Source organism: Bartonella sp. AP1QHHD (assembly GCF_042196265.1).
In the GTDB taxonomy this organism is placed as follows: domain Bacteria; phylum Pseudomonadota; class Alphaproteobacteria; order Rhizobiales; family Rhizobiaceae; genus Bartonella.
Map to the genome: position 1 here is coordinate 16,704 of NZ_JBHIPW010000047.1, position 12,891 is coordinate 29,594.

8 protein-coding genes are annotated in these 12,891 nt (G+C 38.0%); 6 read left to right on the forward strand and 2 right to left on the reverse strand.

Annotation, left to right across the window (positions count from 1 at the left end):
• Nucleotides 1-4: 4 nt before the first annotated feature.
• Nucleotides 5-553, reverse strand: a complete 549-nt coding sequence (gene petA / locus ACFIME_RS04225; RefSeq protein WP_375620691.1) for a ubiquinol-cytochrome c reductase iron-sulfur subunit — start codon at nucleotides 551-553, stop codon at nucleotides 5-7.
• 726 nt (nucleotides 554-1,279) lie between these two features.
• On the opposite strand from petA, the gene ACFIME_RS04230 reads away from it, so the two are divergent.
• Nucleotides 1,280-1,756 carry a tRNA (cytidine(34)-2'-O)-methyltransferase gene (locus ACFIME_RS04230; protein ID WP_375661792.1) on the forward strand — a complete coding sequence of 159 codons (477 nt, stop codon included), beginning with the start codon at nucleotides 1,280-1,282 and terminating at the stop codon, nucleotides 1,754-1,756.
• 485 nt (nucleotides 1,757-2,241) lie between these two features.
• On the opposite strand, the gene ACFIME_RS04235 is transcribed toward ACFIME_RS04230, so the two are convergent.
• On the reverse strand, nucleotides 2,242-3,495 hold the full coding sequence (locus ACFIME_RS04235) for a CCA tRNA nucleotidyltransferase (protein ID WP_375634230.1): 1,254 nt from the start codon (nucleotides 3,493-3,495) through the stop codon (nucleotides 2,242-2,244).
• 245 nt (nucleotides 3,496-3,740) lie between these two features.
• Here ACFIME_RS04235 and ACFIME_RS04240 point away from each other — a divergent pair, with 245 nt between their 5' ends.
• From ACFIME_RS04240 to ACFIME_RS04260, 5 genes are all read left to right on the forward strand, one after another.
• Entirely contained in the window at nucleotides 3,741-4,772 is a 1,032-nt protein-coding gene (locus tag ACFIME_RS04240) for an AAA family ATPase (RefSeq protein WP_375634232.1), read from the forward strand.
• Nucleotides 4,773-5,684 carry a DUF58 domain-containing protein gene (locus ACFIME_RS04245; protein WP_375661791.1) on the forward strand — a complete coding sequence of 304 codons (912 nt, stop codon included), beginning with the start codon at nucleotides 4,773-4,775 and terminating at the stop codon, nucleotides 5,682-5,684.
• Nucleotides 5,681-8,479 (forward strand): DUF4159 domain-containing protein, encoded by a 2,799-nt coding sequence (locus ACFIME_RS04250; RefSeq protein WP_375684547.1) that lies wholly within the window; start codon nucleotides 5,681-5,683, stop codon nucleotides 8,477-8,479. Before ACFIME_RS04245 ends, ACFIME_RS04250 begins: the two co-directional genes overlap by 4 nt.
• Nucleotides 8,476-10,572, forward strand: coding sequence for a glutamine amidotransferase (locus ACFIME_RS04255; protein ID WP_375634236.1), 2,097 nt, complete (start codon nucleotides 8,476-8,478; stop codon nucleotides 10,570-10,572). Before ACFIME_RS04250 ends, ACFIME_RS04255 begins: the two co-directional genes overlap by 4 nt.
• 595 nt (nucleotides 10,573-11,167) lie before the next feature.
• Nucleotides 11,168-12,052: a metallophosphoesterase family protein gene (locus ACFIME_RS04260; RefSeq protein WP_375634238.1), complete on the forward strand. Its 885-nt coding sequence runs from the start codon at nucleotides 11,168-11,170 to the stop codon at nucleotides 12,050-12,052.
• Nucleotides 12,053-12,891: the final 839 nt, after the last annotated feature.

The following is a 12,891-nucleotide window of genomic DNA, read 5'->3' on the forward strand; positions in this document are numbered from 1 at the left end:
GACTTTATCCTATTTTGAGCAAAGTATCAGAAAGAAATTGGTAAGGTGGAATAGTCAAATTATAGTTAGCTGGACCTGACCGCACTCTTCCAGCAGTATCATAAACAGACCCATGACAGGGGCACAACCATCCTCCAAATTTACCCGATTGCCCAAGTGTTACACAGCCTAGATGCGTACAAAGATTAATAACAATAAGCCAATTTTCACGTCCTTTACCTGCTGAACGCGCAAAATCTGTTGCTTCCTTTTCACCTTCAAGATTAGGATTGCGCGCTTGACGATCTTTTAGAAGTCTCAATTCAGTAGCGCGCGCATCAGCAATTTCTTTTGCCGTACGATTTCGAATAACAACAGGCTGTCCTCGCCACTTTACCGTTACCGACATCCCCTCTTCAATACCAGACAGATCAACCTCAACAGAGGAAGATGCCAAAACAGCTTCATCTGGACGCAACTGACGGATAAAAGGCCACACAACCGCTCCCATTCCAACTGCTCCTGCAACAGCTGTTACCAAAAACAGAAAATCCCGCCTCGTTTGCTCACCCATGGACTTAACTTAAAGAGACACTTTGCTAAAACATTCTTTTACCATACCCTCTCCCATTGTACAATGCTTGATCACTCCGTTACCTCAACCATAAAAACATCCCCGTAAAAAACTCCTGCCATTTGTATGGTTTATACAAAAAACTGTTTTATAATGATAATTCATCGTTTTACAGAGTGAATGAAATCCCTAAACACCGTAAGGTTTTTTCATTTCAAACCTATTCATATTAATCAATCAAAATTACTCCCCCGCCCGTGAAAATCAGAGATAGCATGTAAATAAACACTTCTAAAGAAAGAAACATAGTCTTGTTATGACCATATCTCAGTAAACAAGTTGAGCTTATCGGTTATTTCTTTAACACATTTACAGCATCTCTCCCTCCCTCAATTCCAACTGGTTGCATGAGTATTTTTTTCGCTTCTGTTTTTGCATAAAAAGCATATTTTGTTGATTTTAATTAAAATTGATGATCTAACCTCATTAAATATCCCACTTTTCAACATAATGAGCCAATTCATTTCATGGATTGCTCAATAAAATGAAGCCCCTAATAGGGAGCTTCTCTCTGATCCCAAACAGACCTGTATACATAACTTTTTCCCTGAAATTTAAAGGGAATAAAAATGAACCGTAAAAAACATGTATTTCTCAAAGCATATTTTTCGAATAAATTGTGGTGCTTCTTTACAAAGTCGAAAGAAAAATCATATTACAGAGAACATGACACTTCATATAGCTCTTTTCCAACCTGATATTGCTGGTAATACTGGAACGATTTTACGTCTTAGCGCTTGCTTTGGTTTACATGTGCACATTATTGAACCTGCAGGCTTTAATCTGTCGGATCGTAATCTCAAACGCGCAGGATTGGATTATCTCGAATATGCTTCCTTAGAACGACACATTGATTGGCAACATTTTATAAGCTCCATGAAACACCTTAAACGCCGCCTGTTGCTTTTAAGTACAAAAGCAAAAACATGCTATACGCAGATATGCTATCAAAGAAATGATGTTTTACTTTTTGGTCGTGAAACAGCTGGCGTTCCCGATTATGTTCATGAAGCGGCCGATTACACATTGAAAATTCCCATGCAACCACAGGCACGCTCTCTAAATCTCGCCATGAGCGTAGCCATAACAACAGGAGAAGCATTACGCCAAATTGGTTATCATGAAAGAAACTGTAACCTATAAAAACATAAATTATCACGAAAAACAATAATACAACATATAAAGAACAGTTAGAGCGTATAATGCCTATCATTTTCCAACAATTAAGTGCTGGTAAAATAAACATTTCTTAGTGCCCATCACATCCATTTCATATCACCTCATATCACCACCTATGAATGATTAAATACTCCTCATAGTAAAAATCCAGTGAACATCCCCCTCTTTATGGTCATACAAGGTGCAAACCGCTATCATTATTCTCTTTATTCGTTCTCATTTTCGAGAATCCTTATCTTTGAGATGATTCATAAGAGACATTTTTCCTCTCTGTAATCATTTTTCCTCACTTGTGGCGTGTAAGGCAATAACTTTGATTGATGTAATATGAACAGGTTTGAAATAACCTTACAATATTTTGAACTCTTATTTCACATGAATAATGATTATTATAAATTAATATGTTGACTTAAAAAATATAAACAACAGTGAGTTTATAAACAGAAATATTATAAATCAATTTTTTCTAATAGTGCATGACGATCCATTAAAAATCCGCTTTCAATCCATATCATTTCTAGCTCTTTAAGCTTTTTTCCTAAAAGTACACCTTTCGTAAAACCTTTCTTTATTAAATCGTTACCATTAATAGGAAAAGTTGGAATTTGCCATTTTTTGGCAAATTGATAAAGCTTGACATAACCCTCTGCTTTTTGCAAAGCATCACTTTTTTCCAGATGATCAAGATGTGATGCAGCGACAGACAACGATAATTGATCTAAAACTGGCTGTCGTCCATGAAAATAAATCAGTTTTTGCACAAAATGATCAGAACAGTTTTGGTTTATTATTTCTAACTCTGCCCATTCTTTTAATCGCGTTGTTTCCTTAAGAGAAAAACGCAAGCGCTGTGCCATTTCATGAAGACGCATGGGATCAGGAGGAAGAAGGCTTTCTAGCCGTAACAATGGATCAACTTTCCAACCAAGAGCCTGTTCTGTCTTCACCAATGCGTGAATTGCATCAATACCCCATCGTTCTGTTTCAGGAAAAATGAGTGGCAAAATTCTGCTTTGTCGCATCCATAAAAGAGCACGCGTTGGATCAAACGCCGCAAGAAGCTTTTTCATTTCTGCCCAAATACGTTCAGAAGAAAGTTTTTTTAAACCGTGTTTTAAACGAACACATGCCTTCAATCCTTGCACATCAGGTCGCCCTGCTCCATACCACGCAAAAAAGCGAAAAAACCGTAAAATACGCAAATAATCTTCGCCAATACGATCTTCTGCAACCCCAATAAAACGAACTGTTCGGCTAGCAATATCACTCAAACCTCCCACATCATCATAAAGGTTGCCAGCAGCATCACAATAAAGCGCATTTATCGTAAAATCTCGCCGTTCAGCATCTTTTTTCCAATCACGACCAAATGCCACTTTTGCATGACGACCATCTGTTTCAATATCGCAGCGAAGCGTTGTAACCTCATAAGAACATGAATGAGCAACTACTGTTATTGTACCAAAAGCAATCCCTGTAGGAATAGCTTTAAATCCTGCTTCTTCTACACGTGCAATAACCTGTTGCGGCAAACAGGTTGTTGCAATATCAATATCACTAATAGGCTGCCCTAGCAGTTGATTGCGCACTGCTCCCCCTACAATACGCGCCTCTTCCCCCTCCACAGACAAAACACGAAGAAGTGTTTGGATATCACTTTGTTGTAACCACGCAACCTGTTTGAAGTTCTGTCTTATACTCACCCTTTAACCTTTCAAAAATTGTCTTCATTGCTTTAAAAAACTCTCTTCATAAAACAAATTTTTTAAGACATCCCTTATAAAGCACGTCTATTTCTTCCAAAGAAACTTTTCTCTTCTTATATACGAATATAAAAAAACGGCATATGATACTTCATTTCTTCTCATTTTCTGTTACAAACAATAAGATATCCATTATCATGCAGAGAAAATTACCATTTTTGCGACAAACGCCTTAAGGAAGAAATATGAGTCAACATGATCCATCATCCAATTCTATAAAAAAGGTCAATATCAATCATGAAGCTCAAGTCATTATTGATGATATTGATACGGCACACAAAGAATTGGATATTTTACAAAAAGAAATTGACAAAGTTATTTTTGGGCAAAATCAGGTAATCGAATATGCTTTAATCGCTATTTTCGCTGGTGGTCACGCCCTTCTTGTCGGTGCTCCAGGACTTGCAAAAACACGTCTTGTTGAAACATTGGGAACAGTCTTAGGGCTTGATGAAAAACGCATCCAATTCACTCCTGACTTAATGCCATCGGATATTATTGGTTCTGAAATTATGGATTCCGATAAAGACGGTAAACGTTCTTTTCGATACATTCAAGGTCCTATTTTCACGCAACTTCTCATGGCCGATGAAATCAATCGTGCTTCCCCACGGACACAGTCAGCCCTTTTACAAGCTATGCAAGAATATCATGTTACTGTTGCAGGTAACCGTTATGATTTGCCACAACCTTTTCATGTTCTTGCAACGCAAAATCCTCTCGAACAAGAAGGGACATATCCACTTCCTGAAGCACAACTGGATCGCTTTTTGATGCAAATCGATATTGACTATCCTGACCTCACAACAGAACGACGGATTATTTTAGAAACAACAAAAGAAAAAAAATCAAATGCAAAACCAATTTTATCCGGCAAAAAATTGCAAAAAATTCAAAATATCGTTCGCAAAATGCCTCTTTCAGAAAATGTGATTGAAGCTATTTTAAAAATTGTCCGCTCATCTCGCCCTCATAAAGACAATAGCCTTGCTAATACTTATGTTTCTTGGGGACCTGGTCCACGGGCATCACAAGCCCTTTCACTTTGTGTTCGCGCCCGTGCTCTTTATTATGGACGCTTAGCTCCTTCACTTGATGATGTTGAAGCATTGGCCTATCCCGTATTACAACACCGCATGGCTCTTAATTTTTCTGCCCGTGCTGAAGATATAACCGTAAAAGATATTATCAATAACCTTGTGAAAGATGCTCTTTGAATGGCACTTGGCAAAAAAGTTTTACAAAAGCCTCCATTGTCGCTGGCAAATGAACTGCATAAGGATACTGGCAAAATGCCATATTTCCTTTTACAAGCGCGTCATATCGCTAATACATTGATAACCGGGTGGCATAGACAACGTAAAAGCGGTAATGGGGAAAACTTTTGGCAATTTCGTCCCTATATGGAAGGAGAATCCATTACCCGCATTGATTGGCGTCGCTCAGCGCGTGATGAAAATACGTATCTCCGTGAACACGAATGGCAAACGACACAAACCGTTTGGCTTTGTCCTGATCAGAGCGCATCAATGCATTACTGTTCGCGCTTTTCTAAAATCTCTAAAGGTAATCATGCCACTATTCTTACCCTTACCTTGGCATCCCTTCTTGCACGCAGTGGCGAACATATTGCTATTCCCAACTTAATGTCCCCCACAATGACATCTAATGTCGTAGAACGAATAGCCTTTGCTTTAGAAAATCATTCAGATGAAAATTTATTTCCGGATTTTTCAATGATTACACGCTTTTCACATGTCATTATAATGAGTGATTTTCTCGACTATCCTGAAAAAATCATCCAACATTTAACCGTTTTAACTACAAAACAGGTGACAGCTCATTTAATTGAAATTTCTGATCCCGCAGAAGAAAGCTTTCCCTACACAGGTCACACAGAATTTTTGGATCCTGAAACGAAAGAGAAACATGTTTCCACTAAAGCAGAAGATCTTCGTAAGAACTATTGTAAACTATATCACGCAAGGCGACAAGAATTGGTAAATTTTTGCGCACGCCAAGGATGGTCTTATCACGTTAGTACAACAGATCAACCTTTAACAGAGACCATTTTTCATCTTGCAAATACAATGAGCGACTCTCCATTGCAAAAAAGGAGGGCACTTTGAGTTTTGCTGCTCCCTTTCTGTTACTAGGGCTTTTGTTCCTACCGGTCATTTGGTGGCTGTTGCGGATAACTCCTCCATCTCCGCGTAAAGAGCTTTTTCCCCCTTTTCGCTTCTTACCCAAACCAACTCATCAACAAGAAACAGCAAAACATACACCTTGGTGGTTGCTCTTGTTGCGTTTAACCATAGCGGCACTTGTTATCATAGCTCTAGCACGCCCCACTTGGAATCAAAAACCAATAAGCTTTTCTGGGGCTCAACCCCTTGCACTCATTATTGATAATGGTTGGGTTTCTGTAAAAGAATGGAAACAGCGCATCTCTATCGCTGAAATGCTCCTTGCACAGGCAGAAAAACAGCAAAAAAATATTTATCTTGTTGCAACGGCTGAAAATAATATCTACAATATAGAGCCCCAACCAGCCAAGATTATAAAACAGCATTTAATGCATTTGCAACCGCGTCCTTGGTCTGTCAACCGCGTGCATGCCTTCAAAAAACTCAGCAAAATAACCAAAGGAAAACCTCTTGATATTGCTTATTTAAGTGATGGATTACAAACAAATGAAGATGAGCAAGCTTTTGCTCTTCTTGAAGAATTAAAACCTAGAAACTTCTTGTGGTATTTGACTGATATTTCCGATTTAACCGGTATAACATCCATAGAAAATAACAATGGAAACATGGGCGCGCGTATTATCCGCTCAACAACACACAGTAACACTCCCGCTATACTCAGCCTCTACGATTCAAATAATCAACTTCTCGGACAATTTACGAACAATTTCTCTGAAGGAGAAACAACAGCACTTGTTCCTTTTAATGTACCACTTGAACTACGCAATGATATCGCTTGGATAAAAATAAACAATCAAAACCATGCTGCTGCAACCTTCTTGGTAGACAGCCATAACAGGATAAGCCGTGTTGCTCTTCTCTCACCCGATACCAATGAAATGGCACAGCCTTTACTTGCTCCATTTTATTACATTATCAAAGCCTTACAAGGTCATACACAGCTTATAACAGCCGGTGGAAGAGAACTTTCAACGGATATTGATCATTTGCTTAAACAAAATCCATCTGTTTTGATTATGGGTGACATTGTTAACATACCCCCAAAAGCAGAAAAAAAACTTTCTGATTTTGTGAATAAAGGGGGAACACTCATCCGCTTTGCAGGAGAAAAACTCAGTAGCGCAGAACATTACGATAACCTTCTTCCGATACCACTACGCCCAGGTCAACGTTCCCTTGGAAGTATTATGTCTTGGACAAAACCACAAAAGCTTGCCCCTTTTGCAAAAAATAGCTTTTTCTTTGGTCTTCCCTTTCCAGGAGATGTTACTGTCTCGCGCCAAATCCTCGCAGAACCAACCCCAGATCTTTTTGAAAAAACGTGGCTTAGCCTTTCGGATGGAACTCCTCTTATTACCGCAGCAAAACATGGTAAAGGAACCCTCATTCTCATTCATGTTGCTCCTGACCCAACATGGTCTAACCTTCCTCTTTCTGGCTTTTTTGCACAAATGCTGCAAAAATTAATCACATTAGGTTCTAACGAAAACACAAACCTAACATACAGAGAAAAAAGAACAGTGGTACAAAACCCTTGGCGAACTATAGCCGTTGACGGACAATTACAAGTACCACCCTCTGATGTTGTTCCTTTGATCTTTGACTCTCAAAATCCACCCCATCCTTCCTACCATACTCCCCCAGGACTTTATGGTGTCAAAAACGATTTTTATGCACTCAATCTCTTAACTCATTCGTCGCACTTGATAAAACAATCATCATTGCCAACATCTCTTAATAAAAGCCCTTTATCTTACGATACAAAAGAAAAAAATCTTATCGGCCCACTTTTAGGATTAGCCATCTTATTATTCGCCTTTGACAATTTTCTCATTTTATGGATAGGAGATATTTTTTCTTTCATGAAACGGCGTAATATGTTTCTCCTCCCCTTTATAAGTCTTATTGCCTTGTTTTCATATGATCCAACTCTTCATGCACAAACGAAAGAAAATCAATATGATAGTGTACAAGCTGCTGGTGCAACACATCTTGCCTATGTTATAACCAATAATCATGAAATTGATACAACGAGTAAAAGTGGTCTAGAAGCATTAAGTCAATTTATCGCAGAGCGCACAATGCTTACCCTCGGCTCTGTTACAGCACTTGATCTCGATAAAGATGAACTCTCTTTTTATCCTCTTATTTACTGGCCAATTGATGTTAAGAGTCCTATACCAACCCCCAAAAGCCTTGAAAAAATAAATAACTTTATGAAACATGGGGGAACAATTTTATTTGACACGCGCGATCAGATAAAGAGCAATCTTAATCTTGAAGGAGATGCTACTCCAGAAACGCAAAGATTACGAGATATCTTAAAAGAGTTAAATATTCCATCCATTGAGCCAGCATCAACGGATCATGTTGTTGCACGTTCTTTTTATATTATGCCAGATTTTCCTGGTCTCTACCGTGGTTCACCTTTATGGATTGAATCCTCATCAACAAACAAAAAAAATAAAAATTCCCTTGCCAGCGGCGATAATGTAAGTTCTCTTCTCATTACTGCCAATAACTTTGCTGGTGCTTGGGCACTCGATAAAAAAGGGTCATGGAAATATCCCCTTGTTCCCAATGATCCAATGCAACGTCTATGGGCATTTCGTGCAGGTTTAAATATTGTCCTTTATGTTCTTACAGGAAACTATAAAGCGGATCAAGTTCATGTTCCAGCACTCTTGGAACGCTTTAAAAGAGAAAGAAGGCAATGATATCATTTTTCACTTTTCAGCCTTTTTTACCACTCATTTGGATTCTGTTCTTAAGTGGAATATCGATTCTTTTTGTCGTTGTTGGTCTTGTTACGCAACGGCAAGGTTCTTTATTTCGTCTGATGGCATTAAGCGCCCTCATCCTTGCTTTGCTCAATCCAATGATCATAAAAGAACAGCGTGAACCACTGAAAAGCACAGTAGGAATTGTTATTGACCGCAGCAAAAGCCAAACATTTGGAACACGTACAAACGACAGTGATGAAGCGCGCGCGCAATTAACTCAAGCATTGGCGCATTATCCACAATTTGAACCACGCTTTATTGAAGCTGGAAAACTTGCTGATAATCAGTATGCGCCCTCAACGAATTTGTTTGAGGCTTTAACACAAGCAGTATCTGATGTACCGCTCTCTCGTTATGCAGGAACCATTTTTATCACCGATGGACAAGTGCATGACATTCCTGACCTATCAGACCTTCATCATGAAGCACCTCTCAATGCCCTGATTACAGGGCACTCAGATGAATTTGATCGCCAAATCAAGTTTATTTCTCCTCCACGCTTTGCCCTTGTCAACAAACCACAAACGCTCTCCATTTTGGTAGAAGATAAAGGCCCCGCCAAAAAAACAATACCACAGAAAGCAAATATTACACTAAGCGTCAATGGACAAGACATTGGCCATTATTCTGTGACTCCTGGCGTGATTTTTCAAACTGAAATTAGCCTTCCTCATGCTGAAAAAAATATTATCCAAGTTATAACTGATCCACACAAAGGTGAACTAAGCTTTAAAAACAACCGCGCCATAACAATTATTGAAGGAATCAGAGAAAATTTACGCGTTCTTCTTATTTCAGGTGCTCCTTATAATGGAGAACGGACATGGCGAGACCTTTTGAAAGGTGACTCTAATATTGATCTTGTTCACTTTACTATTTTGCGTCCCCCCACCAAAGCAGATAATACGCCCTCAAGCCAATTATCCTTAGTGGTCTTTCCCACAAGAAAACTCTTTGTTGAAGAAATTAATAACTTTGATCTCATCATCCTTGATGGCTACCAGCACTCTACTGTTCTCCCCTTAATCTACTATGATTATATCGCCCAATATGTACAAAAGGGTGGTGCATTGCTGATGGTAACAGGACCTGAATTTACCCAAAAAAACTCACTTGCGAAAACACCTTTAATAAGCATTTTACCGGCATTGCCCAATGGAACTATTATTGAAAAACCTTTTCGCCCCACATTAACCAAAGAAGGTGAGCGCCATCCTGTCACAAGGGGTCTTGCAACACTTAACCTTCCCGCTTCTCAATGGGGGCAGTGGTTGCGACAAATTGCTATTCAAAACATAAATAACGGAATCGCCCTCATGAAAGGAGCCGATGAACAACCACTTTTACTTCTCTCGCATGTTGATAAAGGACGTGTAGGCATGTTGCTCTCTGATGAAAGTTGGCTTTGGGCACGAGGTTTCGAAGGCGGTGGTCCTTATGCTGCTCTTTATCGTCGTATTGCCCATTGGCTCATGAAAGAACCAGAACTTGAGGAAGAAAAATTAAGTGCGACCAGCAGCCATCATCATTTAACAATTCGCCGCCAAACTCTAAAAGACCATCCAGAACCCGCTGAAATAATCTTTCCCTCTGGAAAAAAAGAAAATATTACTCTGACCAAAGAGCAAGAAGGCCTTTTTACTGCAACTGTGACCACTGATGAGACAGGAATTTTTACCATTAAAAATGGCGGTTTAACAATACTTTCTTCTGTAGGGATGCTCGATAATCTTGAGTTGTTTGACTTGATTTCAACACAAGAAAAACTAGCCCCCATTATTAAGCACACTGGTGGCTACATCGGACGTTTACACCCTGAAGGAAAAGAAAACATTCATCTTCCTCCATTTAAGCTGATTCAATCAAAAACAAGTCCGTCCTCTTCCCCAGCACATTCAATTGTTCTGAAAGAAGCAACAGAAACCCGTTTAATCAATACCTTTTATTTTTCGATATTTTCTGGTTTTTTTGCACTGCTTGCTTACCTTTTACTGTTGAGCAGCATGTGGTATTATGAAGGCCGTTAAAAAGTCTGAGATTTCGTATAATAGTTTTAAAATTCAGCTTATCTTTTTACGTATCTACTTGCCTTTTGTAATTAGATAACGTATTGATTTATAACTCAAAATACAGTGGAATTCTCCTTATTTCTAATATCCTCATATTAAAACAATAAAAAACATTCTCTTGCGTATTATTAGAAGAGATGCTGTATGGATAGAAACCATTGAAGAAAAGAGTGAAATACCTCTTATGAATCCTCTTAAAGCAAAGCAAGGATTTTCATAAAATTGGGGGAAAATAGTATGATGTTTTTTATTTGCACCTTGTATAAGTGTAGAGATGGTAGTGTACAGTAAGCCCTATATAGTTCACAGAAGCTTTCCATTATAATATCGAGTACCGTCGTGAAGTTAGCTCAAACGCATTGAGAAATGTTTTTTTACAAATATGTGAATCTACAACACAATGATATTTTATTAGGGATATTCTATTTGGAACATTCCGCTTGAGACGTTCTTTTTTGCAAGCTAATTTTCATTTTACAATCTTTCTTGCCTTTAAGCACTAACTTATCTTATGTTTATTCTTTAAATCGTTTTTAATCCTCTACGAGCTTTTATGTTTTATCTTGCCCATATATCGGATGTACATCTTTCCCCTCTCCCGCAACCTTCCCTTTTTGAACTTTCTGGGAAGCGTCTTACCGGTTATCTGAACTGGCAAAAAAAACGTAAGAGTCAGATGGCAACAGATGTCCTAGAAACTGTAATAGATGCCTTGAACAAAAAAAAACCTGATCACCTTGTGATCTCTGGTGATCTTGTAAATCTTGCTCTCGATAAAGAATTTGTACAAGCTCATCGTTGGCTACTTAACCTAGGAAAACCTCAAGATATTTCTTTAACATTTGGAAATCACGATGCCTATGTCCGCGGCGCTTTACAAAAAGCATGCACTCTTTTTAAACCCTGGATTACAGGTGACATCCCTCAAAAAAGCGTCTTTCCTTATATGCGCATTCGCAAAGATGTTGCCATCATAGCAGCTTCTTCAGCCATTGCGACATTGCCTTTTCAAGCTTCTGGCTATTTTGGTAAAATGCAAGCGCAAACTTTACCGCTCTTTTTAAAGGAAGCAGCACAGCGCAACCTTTTTCGTGTCGTCATGATTCACCACCCCCCCTTTCCAAAGGCAACGTCTTGGCATAAAAAACTACGGGATATAAAACGTTTTCTAGACGTTATCAAATATCACGGTTGTGAGCTTATTCTTCACGGACATACTCATTTACCCACATTGAATTACATTGAAGGACCAATTAAAAAAATTCCTATTGTTGGTGTTCCTTCCGCATCACAAGCTTTTGGTGATAAAAAACCACCCGCAGGCTTTAATTTATTTTCCATTGAACGCTTACAAAATCAATGGCATTGCCAATTACAACGTTATAGCATTATCAATCTTCAAAACGAGATTGCATGTACTGAAACAATTAATCTTTAAACACCTTCATAGTTGCCAAAACAACAAAAAACGAAAATATTTTTATTTCATATTCCTTTGAAAATCATAATTCTTATTTCCCTTTTTCTCCTTAAAAGACAAAGTTTCACCTTCTCTGTCAATAGATCAATTTTTCTCAGACAGTTCCATCTGCTGCCCCACTTATGTGACTAGCTTTTTACAAACTTATCGGTTTTCTTCCTTCCCGCCCTAAAGAACGAAAATTCTACCACATCTGATTTATAAATAATCCGGATTCTTGTCTCACGGGTTCCAGCTGCTAATTGCGCATGTGATTTACTTCACAAAGCTCTACACATAAACCCTGCTTTGAATTTCATCATACACTCCTCCAAAAGCATCTAATGCGTAAAATCCTTATATTATTACAATGATGATATTTTATAGAATAATAGAGAAGCTCATTCAGCGTCTATACCTGAAAATCAATGCCTAAAAAAGCCAAATAATAACTAAAGTATATAATTTCAATAACCCAACCTACTTGTGATTCATAAACAAATGATGTTGATTGATTTATCGTAAATAGATTTGAAATGATCCATTACTATTTCACTCGACATTTATTATCGTACATTAAAAAAGTTATAAAAAATAGTAGATTATATTTCGATAACAGACATAGGTAATAATGTTTTTTATGTCTCAATAAATTCCTAATTTTCTCTCTATTTTTTCCTATAAATCACTTTATAATACTCTTTATAATTATTTTATTATTGAGTTACATTGCGGATGTAATTTTACGTGCTTTAGAATTTTTTTGCGATCTTTTTGTTATTAAATAAAATATTTTACGATACCGCAAAACAGAAAAG